5 protein-coding genes are annotated in these 22,236 nt (G+C 51.2%); all 5 read right to left on the bottom strand.

The window, feature by feature from the left end; genetic code table 11:
* Positions 1–47: 47 nt before the first annotated feature.
* The 5 genes from AABA21_RS05535 to AABA21_RS05550 all read right to left on the bottom strand — a co-directional run bounded on the left by AABA21_RS05535 (position 48) and on the right by AABA21_RS05550 (position 21,854).
* A complete protein-coding gene (locus AABA21_RS05535) occupies positions 48–1,292 on the bottom strand; it encodes an RNA-guided endonuclease InsQ/TnpB family protein (RefSeq protein ID WP_338247997.1) in 1,245 nt (414 codons plus the stop codon).
* Positions 1,264–1,434, bottom strand: a complete 171-nt coding sequence (locus tag AABA21_RS39265; RefSeq protein ID WP_420917096.1) for an Arc family DNA-binding protein — start codon at positions 1,432–1,434, stop codon at positions 1,264–1,266. The genes AABA21_RS05535 and AABA21_RS39265 overlap by 29 nt, the downstream gene beginning before the upstream one ends.
* A gap of 1,141 nt (positions 1,435–2,575) precedes the next feature.
* A complete protein-coding gene (locus tag AABA21_RS05540) occupies positions 2,576–5,911 on the bottom strand; it encodes a Tc toxin subunit A-related protein (RefSeq protein WP_338247998.1) in 3,336 nt (1,111 codons plus the stop codon).
* Between the two features lie 28 nt (positions 5,912–5,939).
* Complete coding sequence (locus tag AABA21_RS05545) at positions 5,940–13,895, bottom strand: neuraminidase-like domain-containing protein (RefSeq protein WP_338247999.1); 7,956 nt, start codon at positions 13,893–13,895, stop codon at positions 5,940–5,942.
* Between the two features lie 54 nt (positions 13,896–13,949).
* Positions 13,950–21,854, bottom strand: coding sequence for a SpvB/TcaC N-terminal domain-containing protein (locus AABA21_RS05550; protein ID WP_338248000.1), 7,905 nt, complete (start codon positions 21,852–21,854; stop codon positions 13,950–13,952).
* Between the last annotated feature and the right edge of the window lie 382 nt (positions 21,855–22,236).

Consider the following 22,236-nt stretch of genomic DNA (forward strand, 5'->3'; position numbering starts at 1 on the left):
ATCCTGAATAGTTACGATGCTGCCTTTCTAAATCTCCTCAAAAGTGTTTAGGCACGCTCAAACAGATTCAATTGCTGCACGTGAGTCTCACAGGAAACCTTCGGAGTTTCTACGCTGTTTTGATCCGCATGCAGCACACCGCACCTTTCGGTGTGTGGCTCTCGCCGAGCAAGGAACCTCGCCAAGATGTTCACCGCGCTATTGTCGTCACGGTCCATGACGAGTCCACATTCTCCGCAACAATACGTCCGTTTCCACAGTGGCATGGCTTGGAGATTGCCACAGCCGCTACACATTTTTGACGTGTTGCGCTCATCTACAAACTGAAGATCCTTCCCATGCAATTGGCATTTATACGTGAGCATCTCAAGAAAGGTGGAAAGTCCCCAATCATTGAACACCAGACGGTTGAGCCGCTTATTGCGTTCCTTGTGCTCTTTCATCACCATGTGTCGCTGGGATAGATCTCCGACCACCACGGTTCTCTCAACCATTCGGTGGCTCATATAGTGTGATGCTTTATGCAAGCTATCACGTTGTTTGCGTCGTTTCTTCTCACTCACGCGCTTGTACACCTTGCTCAGATGTTTATAGCGGCGTGATTTCTTTTTACACCGATCTCGTTTGGAACGAATCTTGTCGAGTTGACGGTTGTACCACTGGCCTCCTTTGAAACCGCCAACGTGGTAAAATACTCCTTGCTCATTCACCCCCGTTGCCAGGGTCTTCATGCCCAGATCGAAAGCGACGACGTGATCAGAGGCACAGCTCTGTTCTGCTTGCTCCGCCACAAAAGAGGCATAGTAGTACCCTCGGGCATCGCGGCTAATCGCCACCTCTTTGAAGTCCTCTGGTGGAACTTCCGTGAGCTTGGCCTTGATGTTTGGGTACTGCTTCTGTTTTCCTTTCCCGCCCGTAGGCAGGATAATACAACCTTCCTTTATGGTGATGTACATAGCAGGATAGCAGAGCGTAAAGAAGGTATGTCGAGGGCGCACCCTGGGGAACCCAGGAGTTTCTCCTGCCTTGACGCGCCGAAAGAACGCTTTCATGGCCCCATCGAGGCGAAAGTAGACTTCATGTAACAGTTTGCCATAGACCTGAAGCAATTCAGGATCATATTCCTTGCTCTGTTGGAGACTCTTTTTCGCTTCGTAGAGATTCCACTTTTTCCCATCGCGGAGTTTTATCACCCACCAGTTATAGAGTCCGCGGCACTTGCCTTGCATGAATTCCAGGGTAGCAGCATCTTGCACGGAAACGTCAAGCCTGATTTTTGTGGTCAGAAGCATGCTGTTGCCTTTCCTTGAGATATTCACGCAAGATCCAAATAATCTCACTGTTGATAGACCGCTCTTCCTCTTTAGCAACATGCTTGATGTGATCAAGAACCTCAGGAGGAAAGCGGACCGAGAAACGTATTTCTTTTTCCATGTATACATTATAGCATCATTTTGTATACATATCAAGAACAGGGAATGTATGCTCATGGAGTACGATTGAGCACTTTTGATGCTATTCCCGAACACTGTTTTGATTCTCCTTTCTGCCGATAGCAACGTCTTGCTTTCTAAATTATACGCAGATAAACCCTTATTGACAAGTATATTTTCCCTCTGTACGCTTATATATACATGGTAAAATGCATTTTGACTAGTAGCACATAGTGACGTGATGAACCATAGCTATCAGAAAGGAGCAGGCCATTCTTCCCCGCGCTGAAGCGGCGGGCTTCCTGCTCGTTATTCGTGGGTACACCACATTCTTTTGCCCTCAGTGTAAACGTACGTTCAACGAACAAACCAGTACCTCTTTTAACTATCTGAAATTCCCGAAGGGCAGCGTGAACGCTATCGGGTACACGCCCGGCGGCATCGGCATATCTCAACCTTCGTATGCACCTTTTTGCACACCAATTGAAATTATGGCGTAATGTATAAGCAACGTAAGCTATCCAGAAACAGTAGATATCTATTACAGGAAGAGGCTAAGCTGGTGATGAAGCGTGTTTTTACGATGCTTCTTGTTTTGATTATTTATTATAAATTGAGGCTTTTCATACAAAAATTTCGTAAACTAGATAAAGAGACAAGAGCAAACAATTCTACACGGGGAGCATCTGAAATAGAAGAATCATCTCCTTGTGAATGAAATACGCTTCGAGGAAGCCCCTGACTGGAGTGATCTTGCATTCTTTTTCCCTGCTCTACAAGATACGAAAGACTCAAAAAATGTACACACCGTGGACTTTGAGATGATATACGTATTGCGTGATAACCTTGAGCGACTAATGGCCGATATTCAGTTACCCCACGATAGGAACACAAAAGGCACGTTCATTCTACCAGGATAGGCCTTCTATGACCTTTGGGCAAGACTTGTTTTATCTCCAGCAAAAGTTTCCCCATCATGATTTCATCAAAAATCTACCCGCGTTGCTGTCAAAAGCAAGGGCTGCGACCTGGCATTCCAGGCCAGGTCGCAGCAATCAATCATTTCAAAAGAGGTAATGCTCTCGACTTTCACTTCTTTTAGACTCGGGTATTGCACTCCTCTGCCATTTCTTATGGGTCAGTTACTGCTTGCCCCAGGTGACTGCCACCCAGAGATCGCTCATCGCGTTGTTGTCCAGGTAGAGCGTAAATTTGCCAAGAGGGGCTGGTAGAGGAATGTGTGTTAACTTGCCTATCTGAAGATTAAGTGTGTGATCAAACGCCAGCGTATCCTTATTCCCACTCCCATCAGGTTTATCGTTGATGCCGACAGCGTTAACGGCCTGTGCGAAAAAGTCCATCTCTTTGACCACGTTCAAGAGGCCCTGACTCCAAAAGGGATAGTGTTCCGCTCGCAAGGTAAGCGAAAGCTCGGCAAACTTCGTCACCCCATCCAGTTGCGCATTCTTAAACCTGGCCCACTCGCTTGGGAACTCATGCCGGATAGAGAAGAGCCGGATCGAACCGATTGTCTGAGCATTCTCGATAGCAGCCTTGAGGTTTGCGACTGCGGCTTTGCGTAGTAAAGCTCCACCCTGGCGCGCAGTATAGCGAACATGCAGAATGACATCAGCGATGGTTTCGTAGTCAAACTGGCGCAGATCAGCGGGCAATTCTAGCTGCCATTCGCTGATTGCTCCGGATCCTTCGAAGGGCAGGTAGCGCTCATCATGGAGATTCGTCTCGAAGAGTCCGCTATCGTTTTGCCCGGTGCTGGTCACAATTGATTCCAGGCTGCTAAAGTAGTCGCTGAAGCGGGGATCATCGGCCCCTGTGCGAGCATAATCCCCGTCGCTGACAACACGGATCGAGCTTTTCAACAGGGTCAGGGTACAGGGGACGCTGGTATAAGGTCCGACCACACAAGGAATACTGACTGAGACTGTTTTGACGCGGCGGAAGTAGTGCCCTGGAGTATCCAGATCGAACAGCTCTTCGGGCAAAGTAAAGGTACAGCGCCCGGTGGCACGGAGTTGGAGCAGCGCAACAGGATCAAGTTGGAGCAGGCTCACATTTTTCGTTAGCTCATACTCACGCCGATTGAGATCATGATAGGCCATCTCCATACGCTTGATATCCTGGTAAAGCTGTTCTCCCGCCAATAGCCCTTCTTTGCCAGCAAGATAGCCCGTCTGTAGGAATGTCAGGGTTGGATCGCCAAGTTCGTGTTGCAGCGCACGCTCAGCCTTCCTGGCAACATTGAAGGCAAACTGGAAGCACTGTCCATACAAGCCTTTGACTTCACGTTTCATCCAGAGATAGAAGTCTTTATTCGTCTCCTTACCAACTTTCTCATCCGTGAGGAACTGCTCAATGTCTTTGGCATGGGCTATTTGCTTCTGGTGGTTATGCCACTCACGCTGGGTAATACTCTCCCGGATCTGTGCTGCGCGTAATTGTTTGAAGATCTGGGTAATCTCGCCCGCCGCCAAGTTGCTCTGGTAGGCCCACTCCTGTTGCCGGCGATCGTACGAACCAATTTTTGCGGCTTTGGTAGCTTCGTAGTTTTTATGACTTGCGGCTCCACGCAATACAGCCGCCAATCCTGAGAGCAACCTGGCAATGTCTCGCCCGGCAATGGCAAAGCCAGCCCCGACGCCTATAGGCTTTACATCACCGCTAATCTGCGGGATCAGGTTGAGGGCCGCGCTAATACCATCCATTACTGTAGCGGCATCTTGCAAATCCTGGGCCTTACTTAGTTGATCAAGCTCGCGTGACTCATACGAACTAATCAACTTGCCGCTGGCCTCGCTCAGGTCTTGAGCAATATCGACGGTGATGTTCCGCGTGGCTACTGCTGGCTCACTTTGCGTAAAATTCATTGTCTCCAGGCCATTCGTATCAACCCCATCAAGGCTCGGAATGGCATTGGTAATATCACTACTCTGTTTGCCCAGCTGCATTTCATAATAGCTATAGCGTTGAATAGCGTTGGCGAGCGACTTTTCCAGCCCTTCTCGACTCTTGATGGCCTCTTGCCACTGCTGATATCTGACCGTTTCGGTGATTTCCAGGATCTCCCGTTCGTGCTGTGCGCGCAAAATAGCCAGCGCCTCATTGTCCCCTTTTTCTATCGCTGAAAGTAGGCTGCTGCCAAGAGATTTGACCTCCTGGCAAACTTCAGTAGCTTTTTGAAAGAGCAGATTAAAGCGAACCAATGGCAATGGCTGGTTCAATCCGCTGACAATCGCGCCCACATCCAGTCCGGCAGCCGCAGCTCTGGCCAGCAGAGCAGGATCGATGGGCGGTTGGAAGAGAGGCAGTTGGCGGAAGATACCCTGGAAATTAAGGCTGTTATGGATCTTGAAAAGACGATCAGCCACAATATCCCAGTAGCCAAGCAGTTTGTCGTTGCGGGGCACGCAGAAGTAGAGCACATTGCCAGCGCTACGCAACGAGTCAAGCTGCTCTTGCCTGGTAGCAAAGCTGGGATGAGGCGCGATATCGAAAGGAATAGAGGTTTCTAGCTCGCGCAATGCGTTGCCAAAGGCATCCAGATCATTGCGCAGGCTGGCATAGGTCTGAGCTGACACGTTTCCTTTTTGTGGCACCTCCTGCGGGCGCGGCCCTAGAATGTTGGCCGCGAGCACATAGAGTTGTGTGGCCTCATTAATACTTTCGCCTGTATCCTGCTGGAAGAGGGTATCACCCCAGGCGATCAAGTTATCGAGGTAGGCCATCACCGCCTTAAACATAAAGGCGGTCTGGCGGTAACGCGCCACCACAAAGGGACGAAATGGGGCATTCTTCCACGCTTCAATGCTATTGATGGTATCCTGGTAAAGCTGAGGATCAACTTTCGTAGAGAGATTGACCAGAATATCTTCAATCATCTTGACATCGTTATACTGAAACGACTTGACCTTCCAGAAACGCTCTGGGGCAGGCCCATCACTATTGTCGGTCGGATCAAAGATGTAGTGAAACCACTTTTGTGCATCTTCAAAGTGCTGGTTTTTGCTCAGGTGAATAGCGATTTCGAGCGGGATATGGTAGAACAGTTCCCAGTTATAGACCGAGTATGCCCCACTGGAGGTAAAGTCAAGATCCTTTACCGGGTAGGGTTGTTGCACCGTTTCTGGCGAGGGGTTATATCTATCGGACGTGAATAGCTCATCATACAGAGTTGGCCGGGGCTTGCCATTGGGGAGAGTAACAAAGCTCCCATCAGACTTTCTCTGGTAATCGGTGTCGGCATCCTGTAGGCCTACAATATCCGTTTCAATCAGCCGTTTGACCAGCTCCGCCACATAGGGATGGAAGTGAGAGAAGAACTGGTAGCTTATCGACCTCTCCTCAGTTGTAATATGTCTGACGATCACGTCCGACCAGCCCAGATCTGGTCTGTAGGTCAGGTAGGGGCGCGTCCTGATATCATAATAGCCATGAAATGACTGCAAGCTCGTTTTTTCCATCGCGCGTTCTCTTCCTTTCAAACGCTCTCTACCGCGTGTTTATATTTTCAGCTATACGACTTATGCCATTCATATGCTGATCAAACTGCACGTTCTTCAAAGCTCCCTTGGTCAGGCCATTGGCATCAATAAGATTGAGGCCTCCACCTCCAGCGTGCAGGATGCCACCGTTGAGCACATGCCCGCCATTTACGATGTTGGAGATGGAACCCGGCGCAACCGGCTTCAACTGAATACCAGTGCTCAGTGTGCCTATACGATCACTCAATGGCTGCTTAACGATCGTCAACCCACCACTCTGGCCCACGAGGTGATCGCCATAGCGCAGCACCGTCGATTGGTTAGTAACCCAGTCCTGCACTGGCTTCAACTGATAGAGAGCTGTTGGATCGATAGCCTCAATTGGCGGAACGCGGAAGGTTATCGGCACTGATGGCTGAAGCACCAGGTTCTGCCACCATTGATCGGCATTGAGGTGGGTATTGGACCACGGATACTTAATCACCCACCAGTCCCATTCCTCAATGGTGGTTTCAGTCATGGTCGGCTCAACAAAAAACGTGTTCTCGCTATCTTGATAGAAAAATGGGCGTGTCAGAGTCTCGATCAAGAACTGCGAGTCAAACCAGCCAAGCCAGTCTAGCGACCGCCGCTCCTCATTGAGGATAGGAGACTGCGGCGGATTGCTGGCAAAGAGTAAAGCATAGTCACTGCCCTGCTGGAGAATGGCTTTGTTCACATTCACAACCCTGGGAAAGTTGCTCATGTTGGAAACTTCGATACTCTGCGTATAGCTTATATCTAGCTCACCGTTAGAGGTGTCACTATCCGTGTACCTGGTCGCGTTGATGCCGTTATGCGAGTAGGGCTCATATGGCACCCCGGAATAGAACGTATTGACCTGCGGCTGGCTATTTTTATTGACAACCCTGAAGGTTTTATAGATTGGATCGCTCAGATGGATATTGACAGCACCATCCTCACCATTGATATATTCTTTGATGACGTAGATGTAGACGCTGGCCGGGTCAAAGCTCTCGACGCCGATATCCGACAAGTTCCCAAAATCGCTCGCCTGCCGACCATCCCACTTACCCTGGAAGTATTCACACCAGTTCAACTGCATATCAACCTGTTTTGGGTTCACGGCAATCGGTTCATCACCTCTCGCCTTATATGACTCGTTAGATGTAGAGCTTGAGGTATCAGCCTGCCTGGCCTTCTCCACAAATGTCACCCAGAACAGGTGCAGGCGCTGCCGCCAGACTACCGCAACAATGTGGTTGCCGTCGATATCAATGGTCACCGGCACCCAGGGCGTCCACATCTGATTGGCAAAGGTACGATAAAAGTACTTGTGCGGCGAGTTATGGCTACGCCCGATCACATGCAAGGTGTTATCAGCAGGGTTCGGCATTTCTTCACAGTACATCGAAACAATATCGAGGCGGGCCAACACTTCCAGGCCTTTCAGGTAGTTGAAGAAGGCATCGGCCGCCAGATCGTTTGAGAGGTCACCTTGCAGCAGCGAACTCTCAAGATCAAGGAAGAGGTTGGTCTTGTCGTCGCGGAATTCCGGTTCGAGCCAGTTTTCGGGGAAGAGGAAGATCTTGCGATTGGCCTCCCAGACGCGATAGCGCTTCATCCACTGCCACTGTTTGGCATTGATAGCCAGCGGGTGAACTTTCTTTTCAAGGTTAAGCAGGCAGCGCTGGATAAAGAGCTGCACGGACGAGATAGCCAGGACCATGCGAGAGGTCTGAACGACAGACTCCATACCTGGATCGATCAGGAAGTACTCAAAAAGCTGTTCTGGTAGATCAAAGCCCTGCTGCTGCATAATATAGGCCACCAGCGCATTGCGCTGCTGCTGGCGCAGCTTGTCAAAAATGGGCTGCGCGATACGCTGCCAGGTGTCTGGCTCATAGTGAGCTTTCACCGTATTACGCAAATCACGAGCCACCGCGAAGTCCGGGGCAGGCTGCAGCCAGCGAGCGAGTTCATCCATTGAGACGCCCAATGTGCCTGTAGCCTGCAACGCGCTCCAGAGGCGCTGCAATCCTCGCTCCTGCGTAAAGTCGGGCGCGGCAATCAGGATCTGGTCAATCCCAACAGGTGTCACGCTAGTGGTAAAACCTAAAGCTGTTGCAACGGCCTTGACCGTTTTTACATCTCTACGTGTGAGATTCGCAACCCGCTGGCAGAGATCATCGAAAAGTGTAGCCTGCCTTTGAGCAGCATTGACGGTGACCGGATAGCTGAGACGAGCATGGCCGAAGAGATCAACCAGGTCATCAGTATTCGCTGCCAGCGTACCTTTCAAGTTGGCATATTCGGCAAGGCGCAAAAATTGTCCAAAAAGGATTGCAGCCCCAACAGGAGTATCATCTGTAAGCTGAGTGGGCAGTTTGCTCAGATTGAGATGAGCAAAATCGCTGGCGTGCGTCAACAGGTAACGCACTTCAACTTCGCTAAAGCCGAAGCTCTCAATGAACTGCAGCGTTTTAGCCATCAGAATCCAGCTGCGCGTAACCCGGTCAATGGCGCTCTGTGCATAAAGTGTCAGGCGATCGAGAGAGCCTTTGGGCAGATTTTCGCCCTGAACGAGCAACGAGGCATCGCCGCCTCCCAACACACGAACATCAAAGGTAAAGTGATAGGGGATACCGGCTTTCAGTTCGGTGAACTGGCTGCTTTCGCTATTGTCACTTCCGGCGGTGACACGCAACAGCGGATCAGGCAACGCGGTCAGGCGAAGCTCAGCATTGGAGTCTTTCTTACCCAACTTGATATAGAAGCGATATGCCCCATTGGTCGGAACTTCAATGTGCCCTTCAAAATGGACGCTGTTCGTGCCATTGGGTTTGACGGCGGTATCAACGTCTGCGACCAATGAAGGTGCAGCGGAGGGCGCTCCACTGCTATCTTGCGAAACAAAAAAGGTAGCCGTCACTCCACGATCCGCACTGGAGGCAAAAGCATCAAGCAATGGATTGCCCGGCTGCGCTTGAGCGGGAGGATTGGTGGGATCACTCAAAAGAGAAGGATCGGTCAGGAAGGCTTCCGTAAGTGTTGGATCAGCATTGAAAGCAGTCGCCAGCGCCGATACCACAAACTGCCGGGTTAGCTTCTGCTGTAAGTAGGGCAGGAAAGCTTGCGCGAGTTGAAACCGCCGGGCTTGCATCTGCGTCTGCTTATCTGTATCAGGCAAACCAGCCGCCAGGGGAGTAAAGAGTTGGGTGAAGTCGTTGACTACCAGGAACGGCTGGAGGTAGCTGGAGAAGAAACTGGCAGCCTGGCCCTGCACCTGATCAAGCAATGCAGCCAATACGGGCGAGTTATGTGCAGTTTCGATCTGAGTTCTCTGCGCATCGAAAAGCACGCCACGGAAGGTGAGTTGCTGCGCCTGGCGCACGCTATCATAGCTGACCTGGATCTCCGACTCCTGGGCAAAATCTGCTGGATTGAGCTTATCAGCTAGTAAAACATTATTTTGAGTAACGGTATAGGCAATCGTGCCGCCCCACATAGCAAAGAAGGTATCAACAACGTCGGAAGGCAGCGCAAGCGCCAGTTTCTGACGCAGAAAATCGTCGGTCAGGCTGCTGGCGGCGGTTGGAATCGCGTTGTCACTGCGAATGCCACGAATTCCGACAGCCAATGTCTTTACCAGGGCAAGCATAGCATTGGGATCGGGCCGATATTTTCCTACCGGATCGAAACGGTGGCGCAGAAGGTAGTTCAGATCTTCGACCGTGAAATTGCTACCTTTGACTGCTACCACTATTTCGACAAAGCGCAGGGTCTGGGTGAGCGGATAGTCGTCAGCCAGTTGCGTCAACGGATCGAGGCTAAGCGGCTTAAATGGCTCTAGCCCGGAAAGGGCCTTTAAAGCGATCAAATCGCGTACATTCAACCCCAGTGCCTTTGCAAACAGGCCATAACGATAGAGCAGCGAGAGCGTTGCCAGCGTCAGTGGCTCACCATCCAGCGTCTTGCCCAGGTCTGTCAGGATCAGCCCGATCTCGTCCGCCGATAGGCTGAGCGCAGCCTGCGCAGAGCTAAGGTGGCTTTTCAGCGACACATTACCCGTTTTAGGATCCTCCGTTTTGGTGCTATCCCAGTGAAACGGCTGATATTGTTTGGTCGTGGTATCGAAGTACGTCATGTAGAACCCCAACGGGTGATCAAACACGAGATCGTTCTGTAAAATGCTACGCTTGAGAAAGAGCTGGGCATAAAGCGGTAAATTCCCTGTTGTCGCAAGATCAGACCAGAAAGTCAACAGTTGCAACCGTCCGTTCTGGCCCAAATTACACTGCCCGGCAAGCGTGTTAAGATGTGCAATATAGAGCAGAGCCGTCGTAAAGGCCGAACCGAGATTTGTGCCAGTCAGCGGGCTGACATGCTGAGGCATAAAGACCTGGAGCGCGCGATCAACCTCTTCTATGCTCCAGCCCAGGCGTTTCCATAAACGTACAAACAGATTGATTTTCAGAAAGACCAGATTTTCCGCCGCCTTCCCATTGGCATAGCGCAAAGTCGTCAGATCAAAGTTACCCTCGGCGTTGGGATCATAAAACACAAGGATCGAGTTGAAATCGCCATTTTGCCAGGCCGAGTCGAGCCATGCACTGGCATCAAAACCAACAGTTGTGCTGCTAAAGCTTGCGCTTAGATCATCCAGTTTCTTTTTAAAAGTAGCCTTCTCAGCATCGGTAAAGGGCCGATAGCCGGCCTGCCCCTTATAGCGGAACACATCCTCAGCGTTCACTCCCAGTTTGTAGAGAATACCAAGCGTGTGCAATTGTGGATTGACAAAGCTGGTCTCCATGAGAGCGATCAACTCTTTATAGCTTACACCCAGACGCCGTGAGAGCGTTTTCGCGGACGGTAGAGCAGCGAGGGCATCGTTCTCTGCGGTGTAGCCGTAGAGCGTGAACCAGTCGGTCAACGGGTTTGCGCCAGTAAAAAGCGCATACCCCGATGGGGTTATGCCGAGATATTCACTAAAGATGGCTGAGCGGTAATAGCTCTTCGGGTTCGTCTGGGGAATAAACAACTCATCGGAAGGGCGGAATATATCCAGCACCTGCCAGAATGGCATCTGATAGTAGTTAAAGAAACCGCGTACCGTTTCCAACCAGAGATCAAATGGTAAAGAAAGCGGATAGTGGGCCTTTTTCAGGGTATCATAGGCGCTGGGGAGAATGTTCTGCGGCTCTGCCAGCAGTTCTGGTGTGGTGGCGTTGCCGGTATCATGGACAGCATTCTGATCCAGGTTGCCATGCGCGATAAAGTATTCGAGGATCTCATTCACGATGTCGATATAGGGCATAACTGTGTTGGTATTTTCGCAGGTCAACGGCAGGTATGGCAGATCGGGACGACGCTCAATCAACACGTTATAGGGCGCCTGCTGCAAATCCGGATCGGGAGCGCCTGGATGTGTGATATGCCATTGCTTGAGAAAATCGGTCCACGAAATCTGATCCACGAAGGGATAAGGTGCATTATTGTGTTTACTTTTCCAATCATTCAGGAAGCTCGTCCAGACATTGGCATGTGGGTCAAGGAACTGGAGCAAATCTACAAAATACGCAGCCGGGCTCAGCACCGAATGGCAGTGTTCACATTCGCAAAAATCCAGCGAGCCGAAGAGCGTTTCCAACGTCGGATACTGCTTAATCAGGGTATCTCTGGCCTGCTGCCGCCGCTCGTACGAGGCAGAGACGGCAAACATCGGAGGAGTAGCGGTAATCTGCTGAGCAGCCGAGAAGAAGTTATATGTAACAGTCGTGATTTGTTGAGACTTACGATAAACCAGATTCGCCTCTTCCAGTGAAGGGAAAAATTGGGCATAGCGATCAATAAAATCGTCAGGAGAGAAGGCCACAACATCATGGGCCGAGGTAAAGCCGTGATCGAACATGACTTTAAGCGATTCGTTTGTTGGCGTGATCTGATAGAGTCGTTGCAGGGTTTTCACACTCTGGACGGTTGAATCGATCTGAGCCTGGGCTGCTCCAGAAAAAACCGCATTTTGATTGGCGCCGACAAAGCTATCGATGTGAGTCTGGCTCAAGGTAAAACCCAGTGGCGTAGCATTTTGCAAAAACGTCTGCACGCTCTGATTCTCTTTACCCTGGTTGATCTGCAGCTCGTTATTTGCCAGCATACGCCCAACTACCTGGGTGGGATAGCTGATTCGGACCTTGCGGGCGAGGTCAGCTGCATAGGCATCCAGGTTGTCGGCGGACTGCGCGTTATCGGCATTGAAAGTAGGAGGGATCAGCGCCTGCATTTTCTGGTTGTCATTCCCAGCCAGGGTGGTCAGGTGCGCTTTCCAGGTTTCGGGTTTATAAAAATCTTTGCTCACTAACTGCTCAAGGTTGCTCCCGGTTTCCTGTTGTAGCGAGGCAGCCAGATCGGCATTGTTGAGAGTCAGATAGGCCAGTTTGCCCTGGGTACGCAGCGTATCCAGTTTCTCTTGCGCAAGACCTTTGGCCTGGGCCTGTTGCCAAAGGTCAGCACCAGTCCCCTGATGAGAGAAGTAAAGATCAGCAAAGGTCGTCTGCTCATTGGCTGCCAGATTTGATTTACTCAGCAGCTGACCAAAGGTCGATGCTGTACCGGGAGACTGCGTAGCAAGCCGCACCGGACGCGCAAAATTATCGAAGGCGGTTTGAGCTGCGGCAAGTTGCTGATCAGTAAAGTTGCTAATGCCAGCTTTATTAGTTGCGCCAAGCGCCTTTGGGATCGTCGCCGAATCGACCCAGGCGAGTTGCTGGGCATCGGAGGGGAGCCCGGCGCGGAAAAGCGCATACAGCGTATCCTGTCCAAGATTGGTGGTCGCACTCAGTTTATTCGCAGTCGCCGCCAGAGAGACCAGGCGGGGATCCCACCCCGTACTCTGAGCTAAGAATGTTAAATCCTGGCGTCCACTATCTTCCTGAGCATCGCCCAGCTTGCTCGATGAAGCAAGATGCGCACTAAGATCGTTATTCAGGCGCTGATATTCGGGAGCAAGCGGTTGTACACTGGCAGGCGCCACCAGATTGAGCACTTTTTGCTGTGGAGGGTTATATTGAGCAGCCGAGATTGAGACCTCTTTGCCATCGGCTCCAACAACTCTCACGTCAAGATTGGCAATCTTTCCACCCGAACTATAAGAAAAAGCATAAGCTCCCTGCCCGCCTGTTTTTGTTTCACCAAGCAGGGTATCAACCCCGCCAAAGCCGCGATTATAGAGGCGCACGGCAAGGCCATTGGCGGGCAAGCCATGATCGAGATAGATAGTGCCCTGGAGGCTATTGGAACCACCTGATGTGACTGGTGGGGGCTCAACACCGCCACCGCCGCCAGGCCTGACTGGTGGGGGCTCAACACCGCCACCGCCTCCACCAGGTCTGACTGGTGGAGGCGGCACTACCACACCAGCCGGTGGCACAACTTCCACGGGAGGAATCACGACAGGTGATGGAGGCGGTATAACTACACTACCCGGAGGAAGCGTAACCGGGACGCCCGGCTGTGGTTGAATCGGATGAGGAGCGGGCTGCACTGGCAAAGGGAGCGGCGCATCCCTGACAATCTCAACAGGCGGCTGCACTGGCATACGTTCAGGTGTTCCCGAAAAGCCTGCTAACGGTTGGAGCGGGGCTGCAGTAGGGGAGGATGCGCTCTCAGTTGCCAGGTGAGGAGTCAGAGGAGACTGGCTAGACACAGCTGGTCGGGGCACTGTTTTGTCCGAAGTAAACCGGTTCACAAGAGCCTGAGCAGTAGCTGCATCGACAACGCCCGTGGGGGGCAGCCCCTCATGCTGCTGAAACTGCACTACAGCCTGGTAAGTACTTTCACCAAAAAGTTCATTCAGAATCTCCGAAGTGGCAATGGTATATCCAATGTCCATCAGCCGACTGTGCAGCAAAATAACATCGTTGCCCTGCTGGTTCAGCGACAGGTTTGGGTTGTGTTGCGTCATAGGTATGCCTTTCTTGACTGCTTCTATTTGAATATATCATTCATGAGATACATACTAAAATGGCCTGGTATATGTCAAAACCAGCATTTTCTCTCCATAGGACCGTGCATAATGAGCAGCACGACCAGCGTTTGTCGTCAGGTCAACAAGTATACCGTGAAAGACGCCGCGACCAATCCAGTCTGGTCTGCCACGACCAGCAACAATACCACGCATGTTTGCTACATAGCGGAATAACCGGCTTAACATAGGGCTGGAAGCGATGCTCCGCTGCATCAGCTTTTCCATTGCCTGTCCATAAACTGCCGCTCTTATAGGTGATGAAGAATTGAGCAGATGACTGATTTGTTTGGCAGATAGACCTGCTCTTCGCAGGAAGGCAACATCTTTCTGCAAAATAGCCTGAGCCAACCGTTCACTTTGCCTCGTAGTTGCCTTCTGAAGCGTATCTACCGCTGCTACTCTCAGCCCAGATTCGCCAAGCTGGGCTGCTGCTCGGGGGGCAGCGTGAGCAGCTACATTTGGCACGGCATGCACCGTGGCATTGGGAGTTGCATGAGCCGCCGCACTGGGCGCTGTATGGCTGACTGCATCTGGTGCAGCATGGCTAGCGGTTTGCGTCGCCGCATCTGGTGCAGCATGGCCAGCGGTTTGCGCCGCCACATCTGGTGCAGCATGGCTAGCGGTTTGCGCCGCCGCATCTGGTGCAGCATGGCTAGCGGTTTGCGCCGCCACATCTGGTGCAGTGTGGGTGGCCAGTTGTGTGCCACCTTCCGCCAAACTCTTCACTGCTGCCGCTTTTGCCAGGCCCACACCCGCGCTGGGTATGACGCCCACTACGAAATCAGTACCGGCCCCGATATACCGCGCTGTTTTGTCGCTCGCTCCCAAACCTTTTGCAGCCGCTGTGACTGCTTGCTCGGTATACGTTTTCTGGACCTCACCTGTCCAGATTGTTCTCAATCCGGCCCAGGCTGTATCACCTCCATGAACAATTGCCACAGCACCCAATACCTGAGTCACCCCAGTTGGTAAAGCTTCCCCTCCCAATCCGACTGCGACCTCTAAACCACCGCCCACAACTTGTAAGACACCAATGCCTCGGTTGATCCAGGTTCGCTTATCCTTCCCATTAGGATCATAGAGATTTACAGGATTCCCTCCCACATAAGCGTAGACATTTATTCCATCTACTATACTCGCGGGGTCCGCAGCGATCCATCGCCCTAACCACGGCGCATAATAGCGCGCGCCATAATAATAGAGAGCATTCTCTTCGTCGCGTTCTTTACTTGTATAGCGATAGCGTTTAGGTGTTTGGGTCTGGTTGCGCACCGCCTGGTAGGAGGTGCCCCCATAGGGATAATATTCTTCGTAGGTAATAATCTGCGCCTGGTCATCTAGTTCCAGGTTGGCTGAGCCGAGGTGGCTGCTGAACTGATAACGGATAAGTTGCAGTGGGGATTGATCGTTTCCCTGAGTGCGCGTCTCGATCAAGGCAACACGTTGATGCCCATCCACCATGGCCAGAGTCTCGCGCTCCAGAACAACAGTGCTGCCATCTCCCCCATATTCGCGATAGATCTCAAAATCGCCCACATAGATACGCTCTTTCAATCTGGTTGGTACCTGTCCCTGAGTGGCCTGCCGCTCTGTAACTTTGCGTACACGTTGCCCGTTGGCGTTATAGATGTAGTAGGTTGTTTCAGGCGTTCCACCGTTGTTCACAACTTGCTGCGCCGTCAACTGAAGCTGGTCTTTATAGTCCCATTGCATAAGCGGCAAATGGGACATGCTCATCATATTGCCATGTACATCGTAGGTATGGGGCAAAGCCGGGCTATTGCTGATTTGCGTACTGCTCAGACGGTTACAGAGTTTGTCTGTTTCAAGCTGACTTGGCTCGCTGTAGTTATAGATGCACGTCCAGCCGAACTGACCAGGATCGGTACTGCTGTGGGACATTTGTAGAAGATTGCCAACTTCGTCGTAGGTGTATCGCTGGAGGTAACCACCCATTGCGTTACCATCCCCAGGCTGCAACAACCCGATGCGAAGTGCATCATTATAGCTTAACGGCAATGGTACTTGTGGTTCTCCACCTTCAGCCTGTCCGAGATGTTCACGCCCACTGGCTTCAATCAGACGATAGATAGCATCATAGGTATAGTCAGCGCTCGGAGCAATCTGGCGATTACGGAAATAGACGCTTTGTTGAGCATCATCCTGGATATGGGTGATATTGCCTGCCGGATCATAAGTATAGCAAAGGTTCTGTACACCAGCAGGTGGAGTGGATGGATCGCTCCCGTCACCTGGGAAAGTTGTAGTACTTCGCGAGGTGTACAGATTGGTCATGCGGAATGTGAGCGGATCGTATTTGTACTGTGTGCTTACCCCATTGCTATACTCGATCCTGATGCGTTGACGCTTGGCATCGTAATCAATATTCGCTACAAAGTCAGTTGTACGAGTCGCGCCTCGTACATTTCCCGCCAAGCTCTCCAGTAGACCGGCTTCATTGTAAGTAAGATGAATTAACGTGTTGTCTGGCGTGGTCTGGATTATAGGCCGATTGAGAGCGTCATATATTGTGCTGCTGGTATAGACCTGTGCTTCCAACACCACCGATGCTGACCAATCCAGCGTTTGCTTATAATTATTGGCAAATTGGCGACTTATATTGAGGAGATTGCCCTTAAAGTCATAGACGCCATTGGTAATTACGCCTGAGCAATCAAAGACCTGATAGGATTTACCTCTCAAATTCTTTGCTTCTGGTATAGGCTGGCTCTCACCAAAGACAGTGCGGCCCACTAGCAACTCCGGTCTGCCGTTTATGCTTAAATATACCTCAATTGGACGACGCAAAACATCATATACGGTGCGTAGCCTATGCCAGCGACTATCCCAGCCTCGAATAGGCTTGCCAGTGACATCGTCCAGCATCCAACGCTCACCCGCCTCCATGCTGGCCTGGTGAATGAGTTTGCCAAGCATTTCATAGTCATAGCGCATAACCATACGATTGCGAGCATCACTGACCGAACGCTTGTATCCTTGAATGTCAAGAATACAGCGAGTTGCGTAATACTCATCAATAGGAGCCTGATTACGCAGAAAGCGATTGTGACTCATAGTCATAAAGGAGCGCCCTTGGGTATCCAAATAGGCCAGAGTCGGAGTGTTGGCATGGACGGCGGTTTTCTGCGCGGCAGCCCGCTCTTGTGTGCCCAACCTACCATCTTGGCGCTGATCATACCATGTTGGTAGATAATCGGAGTCAGGTAGACGCTGAAAAAAATCGCTCACGTCGAGATCGTTTTTGGGTGCGAGCCGAATGGTGTCGTTGACATCCCAACTCGTCTGCTTCCAGGGTTCGAAGAGAACCTTCTCGTAGGTATGGTTGGGATGTAGTGTAGCCACCACACGACCGATCGCATCGTAGAAAACAACAGGACTGATTCCTACGGCCACAGCAAATTCAAAGTGGTGAGTGGCACTAAAAAACGGTTCATACTTGCGCACAGGATCGCCCTTATTATTGAAAATGGTCCAGCCGCTACCCACCCAACGCGGACTACTTACAGCCGCTCCGTCAACTAATGGCCCCATCTCGGACTGAACCTTCTTCTGGATTTCGCGTCCAAAGCCATCCGAGTACGAGAAGCTATGTTGAACCTTCGTTTGGCCCTGTGTAATGTCTGCATGGTGAGTTTCACGCATCAACGTATAGACGACCGGGGGTTGCGGCTGAACATCGCCCTGTGTGCGCTGATAGGTAAACAGGTCGTAAATTATACGAGCAGTTGCATGCTGTAGTGGACCAGTGGGATCGGTAAGTGGATTCTGCAAATGCGCGACAATAGCTGAATCGGTTAGATCTGCTACGAAACCGTCTAGAGTATCGCCCAGATTTTCCTCCGGCTTGCCCATAATTGCCGTTCCCACAACCATTCCCAGTGCATCGCAGACCACTACTGAACGATTGCGATTGGCATCCATGATCAAAGTGGGCTGAAGCACCCGATAATCGTTGCTTTTACTGATTACATTACCGTTAACGTCGCGAACACCTGCGGTAATTCGATTGCCCACCGAGTCTTGGGTCTCCTGGAGTAAGAGGTCGTAGTGATCATAAGTGACCATTGTCGTATCGCTAAAGGGATCGTGATAACGATGTGCACAGAAAAAATGCTGGCTGGCATAGATCAGCTCTTGACCAGTAGTATCAGAGGGATTGGGCGAATAGAATACCTGCCCTGAAGGCATCCACCAATGGTCGTCTGGATCGTTGGCTGGAAAACGCCCATCAGCTTTGAGTTCATTGCTGCTCAGGTAGCCGCCTTCTTTGCCAAGCACACTTACCGGATCTGGCAGCAATGCCTCTGTTACATTGCCATTTTTGTGTTGATAGATGGTGGCAAGCAATCCTGGTGTAAAGGCCAATGTGTAGTGCTCAAAGGGCTGCGCCATTGTTTGCAACTGGCCTAGAGGTAGTGCCCCGCTCAGATCGTCGCGGCGATAAAGTGTGCGGCTCCAATCAAGCAAACGGCGATAGGGTACGTCGGTCTGCGAACCTGCTGCGTCAATGTCCTCATAGGGCAGATCATGCTGACTATCGCAGGCATCCTGTACCTTTTGCGTCAGTTCGTCAAGGCGAAACAGGTTGGTGATCAGTGGTAGATTACCAGCGGGCATGACATTGATTAGCTCATATGTGCGCGTCTCGCAAAGAAGGGGCGGCCGGTAGGCATCGTCTTGCTGGATTGCATTGGTGTACTGATTCTCGGTATATGCCAGCAGGATATGTTTCTGTTTCTGGCGATCACTATCGCTCAATAGCGGATCGGGATCGTCATGGCGACGACCATAAGCAATGGCAACCGTTTGCAAAACGTTGCCAAAGTCATCCACCGCCAGCGTTACAGCATGGTTGACCCGAGGATCAGCGAACTTCTGACCGTTCACCTCAAAAAGTGTACGCTCATAATGAAAATCGATAGCCTCGCGAGCGTGGGTGAAGAAGACAGCATGCCGATTGGCCTCCTGAGGCTGGAGCATCTCAATGGTATAGTTATGTTCTGTGACGCTATAAGGGCGGTCCTCAGCATCCGTACCGTCCAGCGCATAGACTTCCTGGCGCAGCAACGACCCTTTGAGCGAGCGGCAGGCTTCCTGGGCCTCATCGCCTGAGAGGTCAAAAGGCAATCGTGTGCCATCAGGCAGACGAACAGTTGTTGGCAGGACGCTATCATCGAGCAGCATGGCCTCTAGCTGCGTATCAGTTAAGCCTGTGACACCCTCACTCAGGTCGGACTCGCGGTAATACTCATACTCATACTGGCGGCTGATATGGCGGTTGCCGATACAAACTCCGGTGTGAAACCATGTGCGCGTCAGTACAGGCGGCACATAGGAGCTTTGATCAATATTCGTAGCGGGTGGTAACATGCCAGATGCAGTAAGAGTGGCCAGTTCTTCGGTATCCCACTCCTCTACCAGACCAAAACCTCGAAACTCACGCTCGAAACTATCGTAGTAACCATGATGATAGGCGTAGCGGGTGGTAAAACGGTTGCCGCTGATGCGGTCGCGCGTTTCCACACGCTCAACAACATGGACAGGGAAAGCCAGGCGCGTGATCCAGGGCTTGCCCGCTAACTTGTCGGCAAGGTAAAATTTGCTGGAAGAAGCATACCGGATAATAGTTTCCGCACCAAGATTGTTTTTGATTGAAAGCAGCAGATGAGGTTTCTGGCCGCCCATCAAATCAATATAGCGCACAGGACTGCGCGTATCGCTCGGCAGCGGTGAAGACCAGACCAGGCAAGCGGTACCATTACCCAGCAGATCCACCGTCATTACCGATGAAAGTTTGTCAAGATGGGGGAGCGGGCTAAGCGTTTGTGCGTGGCTCCAGCTGTTACCGGATTGATTAAAATAGACCTGAATGGCATCCGACCCAAGATAAATAATGTCAGCTGTACCAGAACCATCGATATCTGCCAGTCGCACGCGCTGCTGATCGAACTGTTCCCTCGTTGCAAACCAGGGAGCAGAGTCCATTGTGACCTTGCTCCCGAAGTGTCCATAGCCCAGATTGGGCCAGTAACAAATTTCGCCGTTGCGCACGCGCACCAGATCAGTCAGGCCATCACCGCACATATCCGCGAGATAGATCGACTGTGTGCCATCGGCAAAGACCAGTTGCGGGCCGCGCTCCTCGTCCTGTGGCTTGCTCACATGTTGAGCTGGACCAAAGCCTGCCCCTCCCAGCGACGCGTACCAGGTGAGAACCTCGTGCTCGGTAATCAAAACATCTGCCAGGCCGTCACCATCCAGATCGACGAAATGCAGATTGGCATCCTGCCAGGCAATATCCGGCCATGCGGTAAAGGTGGCAAAGTTCTCCCACTGCTGATCCTCTGTGCGCTTGAAAAAACCGGGTGTCGTCCCCGAAAAATCGACCAGATCGAGCCGACCATCACCAGCGAGGCTCAATAACTGTTGCCGACCATTATCGAGAGCCGCCAGCGCGGGCTTGTGCGCGACTGTCTCCAGAGGTCCAAATTGGCCATTGCCCAGATTGGGTTTATAGAACCAGGCACCTGCCTGTTCCGCTAAAATACCAGCAACACCTTCTCCATCCAGGTCCACCCAGCGGTAAGACTTTCCATCTGGACCGGCGGTCAGATTTTCCAGGCTGGCAGCGTCGATTTCCTGAACGTTTCCGCTGATAACTGGTTGGCTATATACAAATTCGAGCGGTGGGAGGGATTTTTTGAGATAGCCACCATCCTCCTGACGCTTATACCCATTTTGAGTAGCAGAAGCAATAAAAGAGGCAACTGGATGACCTTTCTTAAGGTCATCTGGATTATCGCGTATGTTTCGATAGGTAAAATCGGTGGAGCGCACCAGACAATCTTGCCCAACGCCAGGCTCGTTGGAAAAGTGGTGGAACATCAACACACGCTGACATAGACGATAGGTACGCACTTCGAAGCTGGAGCGATGAAAGGAAAACGGATCATTACGGCAGAGCCAGGGCTGGACCTCAACCGGATTTGGAGTAAGCAGATCGTGTTCGCCATAATCAAAGACCACCTCAAACATCCAGTCGGTCTTTGAAAGATCGGGCTGGACTAGATGCGAGGTCAGATTGCCGTACTTGATACGTTTCAGATAGCGCTGGGCCGAACGTCTGGAGGCACTGCGATTGCTCTCGTTGGCCTGTAAAAGATCAATGTTATCTGAGTTCTCTGCCTTATACTCATAAACAACGGCATTGCCCTTATCATCGTAGCTGGCGCAGATAAGCCAGGTAAAAATGCGCTGAGGATGGATCGCATCAGTAGGATCAAAGATCCGCGAATTGTTATCCTTACCGTAGAGCGTTGTCACATTATCTTTACTGATAGAACGCCAGTGGATTTCACTCGTTTGCAGATCAATCCAACGCTCAATGCGCGAAAAAAGCCCCTCGATGCGTGGTCGATATCCCTGAACATGATAGGTGATCCCATCCACCACCCGTGTTACCACCTCCCGTTGCCATTGGTCGCCAATCCGGACGAGAAGCGGTACCAGATCTTCCACGCCTGAGAGAATAAAGACATCGGACTCCTCACCATCCCGATACTGGGGTAATCCTCTATCTGTCCTGCGTGTAATAGCCGGGAGCGCAAGACGCCAACCAAAGCCAAACGGACCGTTGCCTGAACCGGAATCATAGGAGAGGGAAAGCTGTGGACCAAAGCCAGAGCGGCCGGGGCTGGTAGCTATTGGTACTGTCATGGAGCCAGTACCGGTAACAGGATTAGCGGCAAATTTCTCACCGATGCCGCGAATAGCTCCTCCCCCCTTTGGCAAGGTGATCGAGGGAGCGGCAATCTGGTCTTTATTGGAATAGCTTTGCTGATCTTGCTTCGCGTTTTTAGGCGTCTCAGCTAACATAAAGTAGTCCCTTTATCGAAAATAAACAACACAATACAATGAGGGCAAAATTTTTTAGCAGAGCTGTACGTTTAAATCCCACTAAAGGCACTACATGATGCAAAATATGTTTTTATAATTGGTGTTCTTAGACAATCAGGCTTTGCATGCTTAACACATGACAAGGCTAAAAATTTATGCTATTGCCATCGTTTTCCTCCTTCGCATGAACAATCATTTACTTCTGAATAATAGACGATAGGCGAAAGTTTTTTAGCAGAACTATTAGAGGAAGATGATGTATAGCAGTCTTGCATTTAACAATGCCTCGCTATGCTGTTTCTGAGCAGCAAGCATCCATGCCACCTTCCCAGCCGACACTTAGCTTTTGTAGCCAAAGTCT

It is taken from the genome of Dictyobacter halimunensis, assembly GCF_036245075.1.

What these genes read in the sequence shown, in the direction of transcription:
- AABA21_RS05535 (WP_338247997.1), bottom strand. Translation starts at nt 1,292, where the DNA reads ATGCTTCTGACCACAAAAATCAGGCTTGACGTTTCCGTGCAAGATGCT.
- AABA21_RS39265 (WP_420917096.1), bottom strand. Translation starts at nt 1,434, where the DNA reads ATGGAAAAAGAAATACGTTTCTCGGTCCGCTTTCCTCCTGAGGTTCTT.
- AABA21_RS05540 (WP_338247998.1), bottom strand. Translation starts at nt 5,911, where the DNA reads ATGGAAAAAACGAGCTTGCAGTCATTTCATGGCTATTATGATATCAGG.
- AABA21_RS05545 (WP_338247999.1), bottom strand. Translation starts at nt 13,895, where the DNA reads ATGACGCAACACAACCCAAACCTGTCGCTGAACCAGCAGGGCAACGAT.
- AABA21_RS05550 (WP_338248000.1), bottom strand. Translation starts at nt 21,854, where the DNA reads ATGTTAGCTGAGACGCCTAAAAACGCGAAGCAAGATCAGCAAAGCTAT.